Below are 14,537 nucleotides of genomic sequence, written 5' to 3'. Positions count from 1 at the left end.
TAAATGCAATGATAGCATCGCGTTTGTCTAGGAGTGACACAATGCAGACATGGATGACCCATCAAATTCAAAATCAGTTTGATGAATTACAAGACTATAACTTATTTGAAACCGATACGGTTTTACAAGAAATTTTAACCCGTTATGGCAGTCAAGATCAGACTCGACTGAGCGAATTGGGACATATTGCAGCATCGGCAGAATATTATCACTATGCCGATTTAGCCAATCGGCATACGCCTATTTTACATGCCTTCGATGCACGTGGACGCCGTAAAGATGCAGTGGAGTTTCATCCTGCGTGGCATCACTGGATGGCGCTGAATCGCAAGTTTGACACGCATGCACATCCATTTAAACAACCGCAATCTACGGCAAAATGGGTCGATTGGGCCAGTCGTTTTTATTTGGCAGGACAGGTTGAGTGCGGTAATTTATGCCCAAATTCTATGACTTTAGGCAGCATTCCGCTCATTCAGCGTGAACCTGAGTTGTGGGCAAGCATGGGTGAGAAACTGTTATCGCATGAATATGACCCGCGTGATGTGCCGATTTCACAAAAGAAATCTATTTGGTTGGGCATGGGCATGACCGAAAAGCAGGGTGGTTCAGATGTACGTGCCAACCAAACGCTTGCCATTCCAGTCGCAGCAACAGGGCGTGGGCAAGCCTATTTGCTCACAGGTCATAAATGGTTTTTCTCTGCACCAATGTGTGATGCACATTTGGTGGTCGCCAATACCGAACAAGATGGTTTGGCTTGTTTCTTTGTACCGCGTTGGTTAGAAGATGGCAGAAAAAATAATATTCAGGTACAGCGTTTAAAAGACAAAGTGGGAAATCGGAGTAACTCCAGTTCTGAAGTCGAATTTCAGCAGGCGTGGGGCATCATGATTGGCGAAGCAGGGCGCGGTATTCCCACCATTATTGAAATGGCGAACTACACTCGTTTAACCTGTGCTGTGGGCAGTAGTGCCATGCTGCGTCAAGCCTTGGTGCAATGCCTTGCCTATACTCGACAACGTCAAGCATTTGGACAGACTTTGGCGAATCAGCCATTAATGCAGGCAGTCTTGGCAGATTTGGCTTTGGAAACTGAAGCTGCGGTACAGCTCAGTTTTCATTTGGCACATTGTTATGAAAGCGATGATGCTGTGTCTTTGGCATGGAAGCGTTTAATGACCCCTGCTGCAAAGTTCTGGACTTGCAAACGCGCGGTGGAACTTACAGGTGAGATGATGGAAGTTTTTGGTGGCAATGGTTATGTCGATAACAGCATCATGGCACGTATTTTCAAAGAAGCACCTGTAAATACCATTTGGGAAGGTTCAGGCAATGTCATGTGTCTGGATGTACTACGCGCTATGCAGCGAGAACCTGAGCTGATTCAGGTGTTATTGCAGGATTTTGCTCGCACTGCCGTTACTCATCCTATTTTGGGCAGTGAATTAGATGGTTTGCAGCAGTTATTGCAGACCACGAACAGCAACGATTTACGATTTATGGCACGTGCTTTGGTGAGCCGTTTGGTGATTTTGGCACAAGCGGTTTTGTTGTTGCGTTATGCGCCAAGTTTTGTGGCAGAAGGTTTTATTCAGTCGCGTTATAGTGCATTGCATGGGCAAGTGGTGGGTATGCTTAAACCTAAACAGGTCGATGTTGCATCCATCTTGCAGCGTGCATTTTCAGCATAGCATCCCTTGCTACTTGATTCTGCACAAAAAATTCACCCGCTTGGTAAAACCAAACGGGTGAATTGAACCGTATATTGCAGTCGAGTCGTGATCAATCACGCTCGCTTGTAGCAAAGCTGATTGCTTCAGCGAAACTTATTTCGCAGGCTCTTCAGCTTTTACACCTTTTTGATATAGAGTGTAGATGTAAATTGGAATATCCAAATCTTCTAAGTGTTTGTAGATGAGTGGACGTACATCTTCCCAATCTAAACCGCCTACACCTGTTGCAAGACGCGGTAACGCCAAGCTTTCAATTTTCTCTTCTTCAATCAACTGTTTTAAGTTTTTCAAAGTGCGGTTGACGTATTCTGTCGATGCTTTACCTGGTTTTGAACCGTTGTCATAAGCCGCTTCCTGAGTCATCAGGTTGACGATGCGTTGACCTTCGGCATTGACCCAAGTCCATTGCTCACCCGCTTTAGGATGGTAAATATGACAATAGTTGCGGAAGTCTTTATATAGCGCAGGCCAGTGCTCACGCAGACTTAAAGCCAAACCTGTTGCAAAGTTATCGTTAGGGGCAACACCGTGAGCAATCGCACGTGCTTCGCTCAGTAAAATATCTCCAGAAACTTCATAAATCATGAATTTGACTCCTGTTTTTAATGGTCTTGTTAAACTGATCTTCTATATTCATATTAGCCAATCATTGCAGTTTTTCTAGTGGATTTTATAACTAATAAGTCTTTGAAAGGTAATAAAATTTTTTAGAATTTTATGCTATAATTGTATGGGTAAAGCCGCTGAGTGTTCTTTAAAATAGCCTTCAAAAATAACCGTCAGAAAAATCTGATAAAGTGGCGGCAATAATTTATTTACCCTTCTTTTTATCTTAGCACTATTGAGTGAAAATCGCTTGTAAAATGTACAAAAAAGCGTATGATCGGCTTCCCAATTTAATATGGAACATTGGTGAGAGAATAGTCACGTTATGCAGAAGCAATTGGCTTGAATTTTCCCTCAACATCTCCATCTAAAAGAGTAGCGACACTGCTCATTTCCATGATCAACCGAAAGGAACAGCGTAATGGCAAAGAAAAAACAGCCTGAGCTTATTCAGCATAACTTTGTGGCCAAGCACATGCACGAGGTCAACAAAAGTCAGGTTTTTGTAGACCGTAAGAAAAATGCCAAACGAGGCTATAGCAAACACAAACAAGGGCGATATTCCGATGATTATCGCCCTTGTTGTTTTTGGAGTGAATGGTGTGTTGCTTGAGGCTTAAACTAAGTTTTATGGAGATACGATACGTGTCGCTAGTTTCACCATATCGCCCAAGCCATGGGTTTTAAAATAATATTCCATCAGACTTTTCACCATCAGCGGATTATTCATTTTTAACGCCTGATCTAATAAATGTTGCGCATCGGTCATCGGTACATGACAAATTGCTTTACGCACCCGCAAGATATTACTTGAACTCATCGACAGGGTATTAAAGCCCATCGCCATTAAGAGTACCGCAGACAGCGGGTCTCCCGCCATTTCACCACAGACACTCACGGGCTTATCATATTTATGACATTCTTTTACCAAGCGGGTTAAGGCGCGTAGTACTGCAGGGTGAAAGTGTGAATAGACGTTGGCCACGCGCGGATTGTTACGGTCAACTGCCAATAAATACTGGGTTAAGTCGTTTGACCCCACCGAGAAAAAATCCACCAATGGGGCAAATTCATCAATTTGCAGCAGTACACTCGGCACTTCTACCATAATGCCAATTTTAGGCTTGTTAATTTTAACCTGTTCTTCTTCCTGTACTGCTTGCAAGTCACGATCTAGCAAATACAAGGCTTCTTCAACCTCGCTGACACTGGTGATCATTGGCAGCAAAATATGCAGATTATTCAAACCAATACTGGCTTTGAGCATGGCACGAATTTGCGAAGAAAAAATTTCAGGATGATCTAGCGTGAAGCGAATCCCGCGCCAACCCAAGGCTGAGTTTTCTTCTTCAATCGAAAAGTACGGCAAGTCCTTGTCTGCGCCAATATCTAGCGTACGCATCACCACAGGTTTGTTGGCAAAGTGACTGAGCTGTTGGCGGTAAATAGCACGCTGTTCTTCTTCGCCCGGGAAACGGTCACGTAGCATAAATGGAATTTCAGAACGATATAAACCAACACCTTTAGCACCGCGTTGTACGCCACGCACCACGTCAATCATCAAGCCTGTATTGACATACAATTTTACCGCTACGCCGTCAGGGGTAATGGCATCTTTGGTTTCATATTGCTTGAGGTCTTTGGCAATCTGTTCTTCTTCTTTTTGAATTTCTTTATAGCGTGTCCGCATGCGACGTGGCGGGTTGATAAACACCCGACCTTGGTGCGCATCTACAATCATTTCCACATCGTCTAGGCTGTTGATCGGCAACTCAGTTACGCCAACTACGGTTGGAATACCCAAAGCACGTGCCACAATGACCATGTGAGAATTCATTGCGCCTTCGGTGGTGACAATTGCTGCAATTTTATCGACAGGCAGTTCTACCAAAGCTGCTGTGGAAATTTCTTCGCCAATTAAAATACTTTCATCGGTCAGTTCACGGTGACTGGCATCGGCTTCTTGTAAAGAGGCGAGAATACGACGCCCTAAATCTTTCAGGTCAGAAACACGTTCGCGTAAATAGTCATCTTCCATTTGTGAAAATAGGGCAATGTGATTGTCAATCACAATACGCACCGCACCTTGCGCCCAGTTACCTTCACGAATCAGTTCTTTAATTTCTGCAGGCAGGGCATTTTCATCTAGCATGCGTAGGAACACACTGAATAAAGCGCGTTCTTCTGCCATTAAGGCATCCTGCATTTTGTCATCTAGTGCCTGAATTTCTTGACGCACTGCATCTAGTGCGTTGTCTAGTAATTCTAACTCTTCACTAATGTCTTCAGCTTCACGATCAGGCACAGCCGCCAAATCTGCAGGGGGATACAGAATTACCGCACGACCCAGTGCAATCCCACCTGAACCCGATACGCCCTGAAAGGTTTTGTAGGCAGGCAGGTTGTTGGGTTTGCGGAATACATCAATATTGCCCACGGCATGCGCATGCGCAATGACACCAGAAAGCTGGGCGCAGAGCGTCACTAAAAAGGATTCTGCCGCTTCAGAAAAGTCTTGTTTATCCTTATTTTGCACCACAAGAACGCCCATCACTTTACGACGATACATGACAGGCACGCCAAGGAAGGAATTATAAATTTCTTCGCCTGTTTCGGGTAAATACATGAAGCGTTCGTGTTTGGGCGCATCGTTTAGGTTGACAATTTCTTCACGTTGTCCGACTAAACCGACCAAACCTTCACTGGTATGTAGAGACACATGCCCCACGGACTCAGGATTTAAACCCTTTGATGCCATGAGCAAGTAGCGTTGATTGCGTTCATCTAACAGGTAAATAGAGCAGACATCCACATGCATGGCTTCTGCGACCTGATTGACCATAATATCGAGTGATTCATGCAAACTGGTGGACGCATTTATTTCTTGTACAATGCGTCTAAGGGTATCCAGTTGCATGTTCGACATACGCGCTACTCCATATTCCAATCAATGATTTGAGGTCAGTTTTACACCACAGATGACCCTATAACAATAAGCTAAAAAATCTACATCTTCATGCAAATTTTAAGGTTTTTTCAGGGGCAATTGATTGCACAACTCCACCATCGCTTTACGGTAGACGTCACGTTTAAAATTGACGACCTGACCAAGCGGATACCAGTAACTGACCCATTGCCATTGATCAAATTCGGGTGGATCTGACAAATTCAGCCGAATATGATGCGCTGACGCTGTCAGTTGCAATAAAAACCACTTCTGTTTTTGACCAATACATACGGGATCCGAATCCGTGCGTATATACCGATGTGGCAAACGATAACGCAGCCAACCTTTAGTTTGCGCGATAACTTGGACGTGTTCGGGCAGTAAGCCAACTTCTTCTCTCAGCTCACGATAAAGTGCCTGTTCAGGGGTTTCTCCATATTGGATACCTCCTTGCGGAAATTGCCATGCATTGTGACCAATGCGTTTTGCCCATAAAACTTGTCCAAACTCGTTTGCCAAAATGATCCCGACATTGGGTCGGAAACCTTCTGAGTCGATCATTTGGCTACCTAAATATTGTTTAATTTATGACTTTGCACTCGGGGATGATGATTTCTTTTCTCCAACTCGAAAACGCAAAGTGTAAATAATGTTAAAATTGCTATGATCTTAACGAATTTCTATCGACTAGCGGAGATAGATTTACAATTTTTTTCTTAAATTTCAGTTTTTACGAGTATTTTCATGAAATTGGCGCTATTTGATCTCGATCACACCTTGTTAAATACTGATTCAGATCATTCTTGGGGTGAGTTTTTGGTAAGTGAAGGCTTGGTCGATCCTGTTCGCCATCGCGCCATGAACGACAAGTTTTATGAAGACTACAAAGCAGGGCAACTCGACCCAATTGCATATAACGAATTTGTATTTGAGTTTTTAACCCAGCACGACAATCAGTACCTCACAGATTTGCATGAATTATTTATGCAAAAGGTGATTCGTCCACAAATGCGCCCTGAAGGGTTTAAAGCTATTCAGCGTCATCAAGAATTAGGGCATGAATTGGTGGGGATTACAGCAACATCTGACTTTATTACTGCACCTATTTTCCGTGAGTTTGGTATTAGTGAAATTATTGCCACCAATGCCGAAGTGGTCGATGGTAAATATACAGGCAAAGTCATTAATACTGCGTGTTATCAACAAGGCAAGTTGGTGCGTTTGGAGCAATGGCTTGCAGGGCGTGAAGTGACAGAATCTTGGGCATATTCAGACTCGATTAATGATCGTTTCTTGTTGGAATATGCAGATCACGCCATTGCTGTAAATCCTGATGCACGTTTACAGGCTTTGGCTGAAGAGCAAGGTTGGGATGTGCAGGACTGGTCAATTTAAGTCTGAATTTTTTTGAGGTGTTGCTACTCTGGCTTTTACTAGCTTATTGATTTATTTTTTGTTTTTATTTATTGCAATGTTGGATTATGTCATTCATTTTTAGAATAGGCATGCTAAGGTAAGACAAGAATTAAAAATGATCAGGAGTGAAAAAATGAGTGGTGTACGCCCAAGAATGACACATTTATTTGAACAACTGGGTTTGGATGCCAGTGAAGCCGCGATTCAGCAATTTATTGAAACGCATCAATTGAATGCGGAAACAACAATTGCCGAGGCAGAATTTTGGACGGAAGCACAGCGTCAGTTTATCGTCGAAAAAATGAAATCGGATGGTTCATGGGCAATTGTGGTAGATCAATTGAATGAATCTTTACATGAAGATTCGGTGAATCGTTAAGACCTCACTTGCACCTAAATTAAGCCAATAAAAAATACCCTCAATACAATCGTGTTTGAGGGTGTTTTCATTCAAAAGAAAGGATGAATCTTCTAGTGTTTCATCATCTCAATTAATTCTAAAACAGCGCGTGATTGCGTCCGCCCTGGATGCCATACCATGCCCAATTGACGGTTCATTTCTAAGTCAATATCTAACTGTTGTAAGTCCTGATTGACCAACGTTTTAGGTAAAACAGACCATCCCAAACCAATTGACACCAACATCCGAATTGATTCTAACGGATTGTTGCTCATGGTGACTTTGGGTTTGACGCCTTGCTTTTCAAATTCTGCCAAAGTGATTTGACTGGTATAGGTTTGCGCGGCAGGCAACAAACTTGGGTAGGCGAGTAAATCGGTCAATTGCAGGTTTTTCTGATGTGCAAGAGGATGAAAAGGCGCAACCACAAACACCAATGGATCATTCCAAATGGTGACATAAGACAGACGTTCATCTAATTTAGGCGGTAAGGTCAGAAAAGCCAGTTCTAAATCGCCCGCCAAAACTTGTTCATGTGCCTGTTCAGAATCGACAAAATGCACATCTAGCGTGACGTTGGGAAATTCTTGCACATATTCACGCAAATGATTGGGTAAATGGTGTAAACCAATATGATGACTGGTACCAATTTTCAGTTTGCCTTGAACCTGTCCTTGCTCATGACTGAGGGTGTGGTGAATATCGCCCAGTTCATTCAGCCAGTTTTTGACTTTGGGCAATAGTGAGTGTGCTGCATGCGTGGCTTGCACCCCACGACCTGCCGATTCAAAGAGTTTCACGCCAAAATAGTCTTCTAGGCTGTGAATGCGTTTGGTCACCGCAGGTTGGGTAATAAACAGTTGATCTGCGGCCAAAGAAATAGAACCCGTTTCCATGACTTTTACAAAAGCTTCGAAGGCTGCAAGATTCATCTTAATCACCTATAAAGTTTTTTTATGCTTAATTTAATTATTGTTATAATTTAAGAATAAATCAAAGGAAAAGTTGTATAAATTGCTATAAAGTTGTGCGGTTAAATTTATTTTTCTATTAAATATAAGATTTTACATGCAATAAATAAAAATCACGCCGAGAGGCGTGACCTGTATCAGGAATACGCATACGCTTAAGACATGGTATTGGTTTCGATGGGCGTTGTTTTTGTTCCCACACTTTTTCATGGAAAAAGAATGCCGCGGCTTGAACAGTAGGTTCCAGTAAACTCAATGCAATCGCCATGCTCACACTACCCGTGACTACATAGCCAACCAACATGGCAACAGTAATATGCATCACATAATAACTAAAAGTTTTCTTGAACATACGCTGATTTTTGACAACGAATTTTTGCACGTGAGCCATGAGAGATTCCTTGATACATAAAGATATAACAAATCGATGGATAAAGAATAATCATTCTCATTAAATCTGTAAAAACGTATATTTTGAGAAAAACAATCGGAAAAATAGATGTTGAATTTATCTTTACTTTTCAATTAATATATTTTTTTAATAAAAAATCAGAGGGTTATTTTGAAAAATAAATTATTCATATTACTTGGTTGTTTGATAGTAGTGGGTTGTGGGCAAAATAAATATCTTAAAGATTTTCCTGAAAATGATCTTTTGGAAGCGGCATTAGATGCTCAGCGTTATGATTTTGAAAATGAATTGAAACTTCAAGTTTGTGGAGCTTATGGTGTAGCTCACATGGAAAATAAGTTAGATGCGAATTTGTTTCTGCAAGAATTAGAGCGGACTTATCGTTATAAGGAAAAACGAGATAAAGAGTTTTTTAAAGGAATTAGAAGTTATTTAAAAGAATATGAGAATAACTTATCTGAGACGCCTGAATTACTTGATCAAATTCCTGAGTCTAAATTTAATTTAGTCACTTATCCCGCTCGACTATCCGCTGCTAAATATTTTGGCGTAGACAATAGTGAGGTTAAAGAGGCGTTAAAAGAGTCTAATATCGTGTCTTATTTTGATAGATATAACCCCAACACCCAAATAATTGTGAATGCTTTGCAAGAAAAAGAAAAATCTATTGAAAAACCTTGTCGAAATTATTTTGATAAAATTCTTGAAGACAAAATACAACCAAATTTTTCGGATTTTGGAAAAGAGTATAAGAAAATTACTGGTATAGGCTCATTAAATAATTAGCCAGAAAGCATCTATCGATTTCCTGTAGGATATTTGATAGATGCCCTGATTATTTTCAACTATTTTAAATTCTAATGATCATTTCTCTGCTTATTAATGACATATTTATAATTTTTTTCTTTCTACAAATAACGATTCCTAAAAGTTTTTAAATTAATAAAAATGATAAATTAGATTTATACAAATTCGCGGTTATAATCAAATTAATGAAAAAATTACCCAGTCCAGTGGAGTAGATCTGACATGGCAGGCGAAAACCAACAAGCACAAAATCCAGCTGCAAAAACTTTGTACGACAAATTGTGGGATGATCACTTGGTCACTCAACGTGATGATGGCTCGACTTTATTGTATATCGACCGTCATTTATTGCATGAAGTGACTTCTCCACAAGCCTTTGAAGGTTTGCAACTTGCAGGACGTAAGCCGTGGCGTTTAAGTGCCAACGTGGCAACGCCTGACCATAACGTACCAACGTCTAAAAAAGAACGTGCGGACGGTATTGCAGGTATTGAAGATGATACTTCACGTATTCAGGTACAAACTTTAGATGACAACTGTAAAACCTTTAACGTGGTGCAGTTTGACATCAACGACATCCGTCAGGGGATTGCACACGTGGTTGGGCCTGAGCAGGGCTTAACTTTGCCAGGTATGACCGTAGTTTGTGGTGACTCACATACAGCGACTCACGGTGCATTTGGGTGTTTAGCGCATGGTATTGGGACGTCTGAAGTTGAACACGTATTAGCAACCCAATGCTTAGTTCAAAAGAAAATGAAAAACATGCTAGTGCGTGTAGATGGCAAATTAGGTCAAGGTGTTACACCGAAAGATGTCGTTTTAGCGATCATTGGTAAAATTGGTACTGCAGGCGGTACAGGTCACGCGATTGAGTTTGGTGGTCAAGTATTCCGTGATATGTCGATTGAAGGACGTATGACAGTATGTAATATGGCGATTGAAGCAGGCGCGCGCGTAGGTATGGTCGCTGTGGATGACAAAACCATTGAATACGTGAAAGGTCGTAACTATGCACCAAAAGGCGAGCAATGGGATGCAGCAGTTGCTTACTGGAATACTTTACACTCAGATGAAGGCGCGCACTTTGACACCGTAGTGGTATTACAAGGCGAAGAAATTGAGCCGCAAGTGTCTTGGGGAACTTCACCTGAAATGGTCATTCCAGTATCACAAGCCGTACCAACTTTAGAGCAGGCGAAAGATGATGTACAGCGCAATGACTGGACGCGTGCTTATCAATATATGGGCTTAACTGCAGGTCAGTCTTTGGCAGATATTCAATTAGACCGCGTATTTATTGGCTCATGCACCAACTCGCGTATTGAAGATATTCGTGCAGCCGCTGAAGTGATTAAAGGTCGTAAAGTTGCAGCAAGTATTAAACAGGCGATGGTGGTTCCAGGTTCTGGTTTAGTTAAGCAACAAGCGGAACAAGAAGGCTTAGACAAAGTGTTTGTAGAAGCAGGCTTTGAATGGCGTGAACCAGGTTGTTCAATGTGCTTGGCAATGAACGCAGACAAATTGCAACCGGGTGAACACTGTGCATCGACTTCAAACCGTAACTTTGAAGGTCGTCAAGGTAACGGTGGTCGTACCCATTTGGTGAGTCCAGCAATGGCAGCTGCGGCAGCAATCGCAGGTCATTTTGTAGACGTACGTTCATTCTAAGTTATGCCCTCATCCCAGCCTTCTCTCAGAGAGATGGCGTTCCCTCTCATTATCGGAGAGGGCAAGGGAGAGGTTGCGGATTCAGTGAGAATTAAACATGAAAAAATATACCGTTGAACAAGGTATCGTTGCACCATTAGACCGTGCCAATGTCGATACAGACTTAATCATTCCAAAACAGTTTTTGAAATCTATCAAACGCACAGGTTTTGGCGATAACTTATTTGATGAATTGCGTTATTTAGATGAAGGTTATCCGGGGCAGGACAATTCAAAACGTCCGATTAATACTGAGTTTGTATTGAATCAGCCACGTTATCAGGGTGCTTCAATCTTAATTTCACGTGCCAACTTTGGTTGTGGTTCAAGCCGTGAGCATGCGCCTTGGGCGTTGAATGAATATGGTTTCCGTACCGTTATTGCGCCAAGTTTTGCCGACATTTTCTTTAATAACTGCTTTAAAAACGGCATGTTGCCTGTGATCTTGTCTGAAGAGCAGGTCGAGCAATTATTTAAAGAGTGTGCGGCGACTGAAGGCTATCAATTAACCATCGACTTAGACGCGCAAGAAGTACGCACACCAAGCGGTACGGCATTTAAATTTGAAGTAGATCCATTCCGTAAGCACTGTTTATTGAATGGTTTGGATGATATTGGCTTAACATTACAAGCAGCCGATGACATTCGTGCTTATGAAGAGAAAACTAAGCAGTCGCGTCCATGGGTTTTTGCCGAAATTCAGGCATAAATTCGCTGAAATTTGTCATAGCATCGCTGCCTAACTCTTGCTAACATCGGCACATAATAATTTTTATATTTTGTATCTAACAGGTGAGGTTAGGGGCGAATAATGACTAAAATTTTCGGTCGGCTTGCTGTCATTGGATTATGTATCACTACGCTAAGCGCATGCCAAACGTGGAATACAGCACGCATTAAACAGGTGAAAGAAACTGAACAAAGCAAATCCAATGCACTGATTTACTGTGCGGGTACAGATGATTGTGAGTTTGAGCGTTTAAATACCCTCACTATTGTCGATTCAGAAAAACATCGTGTTACACGTGCTGCCATTCAAGAGGATTTAGTGCGTTTACAGGAATCATCCTTAAATAAATCCAATGCCTTATATTTGTCTGTACCGCCTAAACAACATGAATTGGTGATTCGCTTTTATCCCATTTCTAAAGACCGTGCAGAAAAATTACATGTGATTCATAAGTTTAATGCCAATCAAAAATATATCTTTAGAATGTATCGTGACCGCAGTCGTAGTAAAGGCAGCTTGTTAAATGTGTCTGCGCCAGATCCTTTATGTGTAGATTTGGTGCAAAACAACAAAACTATTCGACGTTTTTGCAAACCCTACAATGTCTTAAATGGCTTGGGTGAGTTTGTAGAACAAAAAATTTAATCCCACAGTCTTTGACTGTCAAGAACAATGGAAAATCTCATGTCAAAACATATTTTGATTTTAGCTGGTGACGGCATTGGTCCAGAAATTGTGAAAGCTGCTGAGCAAGTGCTGACACGTGTCAATGAAAAATTCAATTTGGGTTTGACTTGGGAACAAGGTTTATTGGGTGGCTCTGCAATTGATGCACATGGTGAACCGTACCCAGCAGTAACATCTGAGCAAGCCAAAAAAGCCGATGCAATTTTATTGGGTGCAGTCGGTGGTCCAAAATGGGACAACATTGAACGCTCAATCCGTCCTGAGCGTGGCTTATTAAAATTGCGTTCAGAACTTAATTTGTTTGCTAACTTACGTCCTGCAATTTTGTATCCGCAATTGGCAGATGCTTCAAGCTTAAAACCTGAAATTGTATCGGGCTTAGATATCTTAATCGTGCGTGAGTTGACGGGTGGTATCTATTTCGGTCAGCCACGCGGTATCCGTGAATTAGAAAACGGTGAAAAACAAGGTTTTAACACCGACGTATATGCTGAGTCAGAAATCAAACGTATTGCAAAAGTCGCGTTTGAAATGGCGAAATTGCGTGGTGGTAAAGTATGTTCGGTGGATAAAGCCAATGTACTAGAAGTGACTGAGTTGTGGAAGCAAACTGTGACTCAGTTACATGCAGAACAATATCCAGAAATCAACTTGTCGCACATGTATGTCGATAACGCAGCGATGCAATTGGTACGCGCGCCAAAACAATTTGACGTATTGGTGACAGGTAACTTGTTTGGTGACATCTTGTCTGATGAAGCGGCGATGTTGACAGGTTCTATTGGTATGTTGCCATCTGCATCTTTAGACGAAAATGGCAAAGGTATGTATGAGCCTTGTCATGGTTCAGCGCCAGATATCGCAGGTCAGAACTTGGCAAACCCATTGGCAACCATTCTTTCTGTGGCAATGATGCTACGTTACACCTTCCGTGAAGAAGCGGCAGCTAAAGCCATTGAAGATGCGGTAGGCAATGTATTGGACCAAAACTTGCGTACTGCCGACATTATGTCTGAAGGCATGAACAAAGTCGGTACAGTAGAAATGGGTCAGGCTGTGGTTGCGGCATTGAACTAATTTCAACACCTCAGATACTTAAGCCAAATCGTATATCTAAATGCGATTGGCTTAAAGCAAACGCAGTCTACGGGCTGCGTTTTTTTGTGCAAAAAATTTAGTGCTGCTGTTTAATAGCGTGGTGTCTATTTAACAGTGTCGCCCACTATAAGACACAGATGTCGCAATGTTGTGTTCTAAGTGAAAAATAATATAGCAGGACAGCGCCACATCATAACTTTCATGACTGGGGATGCCCATGTTTAGCGGAACTGCGCCAATTCCTGTGGTTGGATGCTGTGCCATTGGAATAGGAATCCGTACGGGGCGAATGACCTGATAACGTAAGGCTCGCTTGGTTTGTTCGACTGTACCCACTTGTTGATAGTCTATTTGGCTTAACTGCAAGTGTGACAAAATATAAGTGCTAGATTGACCAACAAATTGTTGTAAATAGACGTCACGGCTTATGACTGATTGAGATGGATGGCTACTACAGGCAACTAAAGTAATGCCTAGAAACGAAGTAATAACCAAAGCAACGCAGGATCGAAATAACATGCTTTTTCTCCCTTGCTCAAAACTTTATTGTAGAAGGCAATGCAAGAAAAGAATGTGGTGATTCGATAAGCTGCGAGGGCGAATGAAAAGCTAAACAGAATTTTTTTAAGTGAACGTAAAAAAGCCACTCCGAAAGTGGCTTTAGCTTACTCTAAAACTTAGCGTGCGCGGTAAGTGATGCGACCCTTCGTTAAGTCGTAAGGTGTCATTTCAACTTTCACACTGTCGCCTGTTAAAATACGAATATAGTGTTTACGCATTTTACCAGAAATGTGAGCAATCACTTCATGACCGTTTTCTAAACGTACACGAAACATAGTATTAGGAAGCGTTTCGGTGACAACGCCTTCGAACTCGATGAGTTCCTCTTTATTGGCCATAGCCTACCTGAGTATCAAATTGGAAAGGCGCAAATTATAGGCAATTTTTCTGAAAAAAACAAGATGCTTTACCCTATACACAGCGCATCTGTTAGTAAAATAAGCGAATCATCGGTTT

Annotated in this window: 15 protein-coding genes and 1 pseudogene; 9 read left to right on the top strand and 7 right to left on the bottom strand. The window is 41.8% G+C overall.

Annotated elements, in window-relative coordinates:
- Positions 1 to 41: 41 nt before the first annotated feature.
- Positions 42 to 1,694, top strand: a complete 1,653-nt coding sequence (locus HX743_RS04590) for an acyl-CoA dehydrogenase family protein (RefSeq protein ID WP_178318617.1) — start codon at positions 42 to 44, stop codon at positions 1,692 to 1,694.
- Between the two features lie 135 nt (positions 1,695 to 1,829).
- On the opposite strand, the gene HX743_RS04585 is transcribed toward HX743_RS04590, so the two are convergent.
- Positions 1,830 to 2,321, bottom strand: a complete 492-nt coding sequence (locus tag HX743_RS04585; protein ID WP_004976080.1) for a macro domain-containing protein — start codon at positions 2,319 to 2,321, stop codon at positions 1,830 to 1,832.
- 442 nt (positions 2,322 to 2,763) lie between these two features.
- Between HX743_RS04585 and HX743_RS04580 the strand changes: the two genes are divergently transcribed.
- Entirely contained in the window at positions 2,764 to 2,955 is a 192-nt protein-coding gene (locus tag HX743_RS04580; RefSeq protein ID WP_004976081.1) for a hypothetical protein, read from the top strand.
- Between the two features lie 15 nt (positions 2,956 to 2,970).
- Here HX743_RS04580 and ptsP read toward each other — a convergent pair whose 3' ends face one another.
- Both ptsP and HX743_RS04570 read right to left on the bottom strand, forming a co-directional pair.
- Positions 2,971 to 5,268, bottom strand: coding sequence for a phosphoenolpyruvate--protein phosphotransferase (gene ptsP / locus HX743_RS04575; RefSeq protein WP_178318616.1), 2,298 nt, complete (start codon positions 5,266 to 5,268; stop codon positions 2,971 to 2,973).
- A gap of 99 nt (positions 5,269 to 5,367) precedes the next feature.
- A complete protein-coding gene (locus tag HX743_RS04570) occupies positions 5,368 to 5,850 on the bottom strand; it encodes an RNA pyrophosphohydrolase (protein ID WP_004976084.1) in 483 nt (160 codons plus the stop codon).
- Between the two features lie 183 nt (positions 5,851 to 6,033).
- Here HX743_RS04570 and HX743_RS04565 point away from each other — a divergent pair, with 183 nt between their 5' ends.
- Together HX743_RS04565 and HX743_RS04560 are read left to right on the top strand one after the other, a co-directional pair.
- Positions 6,034 to 6,684, top strand: coding sequence for an HAD family phosphatase (locus tag HX743_RS04565; RefSeq protein ID WP_070155338.1), 651 nt, complete (start codon positions 6,034 to 6,036; stop codon positions 6,682 to 6,684).
- Between the two features lie 154 nt (positions 6,685 to 6,838).
- Positions 6,839 to 7,084: a DUF2789 family protein gene (locus tag HX743_RS04560; protein WP_136144729.1), complete on the top strand. Its 246-nt coding sequence runs from the start codon at positions 6,839 to 6,841 to the stop codon at positions 7,082 to 7,084.
- Positions 7,085 to 7,176: 92 nt separating this feature from the next.
- Here the strand turns inward: HX743_RS04560 and HX743_RS04555 are convergent, their stop codons facing one another.
- Complete coding sequence (locus HX743_RS04555) at positions 7,177 to 8,037, bottom strand: LysR family transcriptional regulator (protein WP_136144730.1); 861 nt, start codon at positions 8,035 to 8,037, stop codon at positions 7,177 to 7,179.
- Positions 8,038 to 8,257: 220 nt separating this feature from the next.
- Positions 8,258 to 8,467, bottom strand: a pseudogene (locus HX743_RS16345) (DUF2061 domain-containing protein); the annotation flags it as partial.
- 171 nt (positions 8,468 to 8,638) lie between these two features.
- Here HX743_RS16345 and HX743_RS04545 point away from each other — a divergent pair.
- The 5 genes from HX743_RS04545 (at position 8,639) to leuB (ending at position 13,499) form a co-directional block, all read left to right on the top strand.
- Entirely contained in the window at positions 8,639 to 9,274 is a 636-nt protein-coding gene (locus HX743_RS04545) for a hypothetical protein (protein ID WP_178318614.1), read from the top strand.
- A gap of 243 nt (positions 9,275 to 9,517) precedes the next feature.
- Positions 9,518 to 10,966 (top strand): 3-isopropylmalate dehydratase large subunit, encoded by a 1,449-nt coding sequence (gene leuC, locus HX743_RS04540; RefSeq protein WP_178318613.1) that lies wholly within the window; start codon positions 9,518 to 9,520, stop codon positions 10,964 to 10,966.
- 97 nt (positions 10,967 to 11,063) lie between these two features.
- A complete protein-coding gene (gene leuD / locus HX743_RS04535) occupies positions 11,064 to 11,714 on the top strand; it encodes a 3-isopropylmalate dehydratase small subunit (RefSeq protein ID WP_004976094.1) in 651 nt (216 codons plus the stop codon).
- A 102-nt stretch (positions 11,715 to 11,816) separates the two neighbouring features.
- Positions 11,817 to 12,380 carry a hypothetical protein gene (locus HX743_RS04530; RefSeq protein WP_178318612.1) on the top strand — a complete coding sequence of 188 codons (564 nt, stop codon included), beginning with the start codon at positions 11,817 to 11,819 and terminating at the stop codon, positions 12,378 to 12,380.
- 39 nt (positions 12,381 to 12,419) lie between these two features.
- The gene (leuB, locus tag HX743_RS04525; protein WP_178318611.1) at positions 12,420 to 13,499 is read left to right on the top strand and encodes a 3-isopropylmalate dehydrogenase; all 1,080 of its coding nucleotides are present in this window, start codon (positions 12,420 to 12,422) and stop codon (positions 13,497 to 13,499) included.
- Positions 13,500 to 13,628: 129 nt separating this feature from the next.
- Here the strand turns inward: leuB and HX743_RS04520 are convergent, their stop codons facing one another.
- Together HX743_RS04520 and infA are read right to left on the bottom strand one after the other, a co-directional pair.
- A complete protein-coding gene (locus HX743_RS04520) occupies positions 13,629 to 14,039 on the bottom strand; it encodes a hypothetical protein (protein ID WP_104853020.1) in 411 nt (136 codons plus the stop codon).
- Between the two features lie 158 nt (positions 14,040 to 14,197).
- Positions 14,198 to 14,419 (bottom strand): translation initiation factor IF-1, encoded by a 222-nt coding sequence (gene infA, locus HX743_RS04515; RefSeq protein WP_001284370.1) that lies wholly within the window; start codon positions 14,417 to 14,419, stop codon positions 14,198 to 14,200.
- Positions 14,420 to 14,537: the final 118 nt, after the last annotated feature.

Origin of the sequence: Acinetobacter sp. Swhac1, from assembly GCF_013390985.1 — a bacterium.
Classification (GTDB): Bacteria; Pseudomonadota; Gammaproteobacteria; order Pseudomonadales; family Moraxellaceae; genus Acinetobacter; species Acinetobacter towneri.
This window is presented reverse-complemented; position numbering and strand designations above follow the sequence as displayed.

What these genes read in the sequence shown, in the direction of transcription:
- infA (WP_001284370.1), bottom strand. Translation starts at nt 14,419, where the DNA reads ATGGCCAATAAAGAGGAACTCATCGAGTTCGAAGGCGTTGTCACCGAA.
- HX743_RS04520 (WP_104853020.1), bottom strand. Translation starts at nt 14,039, where the DNA reads ATGTTATTTCGATCCTGCGTTGCTTTGGTTATTACTTCGTTTCTAGGC.
- HX743_RS04530 (WP_178318612.1), top strand. Translation starts at nt 11,817, where the DNA reads ATGACTAAAATTTTCGGTCGGCTTGCTGTCATTGGATTATGTATCACT.
- leuC (WP_178318613.1), top strand. Translation starts at nt 9,518, where the DNA reads ATGGCAGGCGAAAACCAACAAGCACAAAATCCAGCTGCAAAAACTTTG.
- leuB (WP_178318611.1), top strand. Translation starts at nt 12,420, where the DNA reads ATGTCAAAACATATTTTGATTTTAGCTGGTGACGGCATTGGTCCAGAA.
- HX743_RS04565 (WP_070155338.1), top strand. Translation starts at nt 6,034, where the DNA reads ATGAAATTGGCGCTATTTGATCTCGATCACACCTTGTTAAATACTGAT.
- HX743_RS04585 (WP_004976080.1), bottom strand. Translation starts at nt 2,321, where the DNA reads ATGATTTATGAAGTTTCTGGAGATATTTTACTGAGCGAAGCACGTGCG.
- HX743_RS04570 (WP_004976084.1), bottom strand. Translation starts at nt 5,850, where the DNA reads ATGATCGACTCAGAAGGTTTCCGACCCAATGTCGGGATCATTTTGGCA.
- leuD (WP_004976094.1), top strand. Translation starts at nt 11,064, where the DNA reads ATGAAAAAATATACCGTTGAACAAGGTATCGTTGCACCATTAGACCGT.
- ptsP (WP_178318616.1), bottom strand. Translation starts at nt 5,268, where the DNA reads ATGTCGAACATGCAACTGGATACCCTTAGACGCATTGTACAAGAAATA.
- HX743_RS04555 (WP_136144730.1), bottom strand. Translation starts at nt 8,037, where the DNA reads ATGAATCTTGCAGCCTTCGAAGCTTTTGTAAAAGTCATGGAAACGGGT.
- HX743_RS04580 (WP_004976081.1), top strand. Translation starts at nt 2,764, where the DNA reads ATGGCAAAGAAAAAACAGCCTGAGCTTATTCAGCATAACTTTGTGGCC.
- HX743_RS04560 (WP_136144729.1), top strand. Translation starts at nt 6,839, where the DNA reads ATGAGTGGTGTACGCCCAAGAATGACACATTTATTTGAACAACTGGGT.
- HX743_RS04590 (WP_178318617.1), top strand. Translation starts at nt 42, where the DNA reads ATGCAGACATGGATGACCCATCAAATTCAAAATCAGTTTGATGAATTA.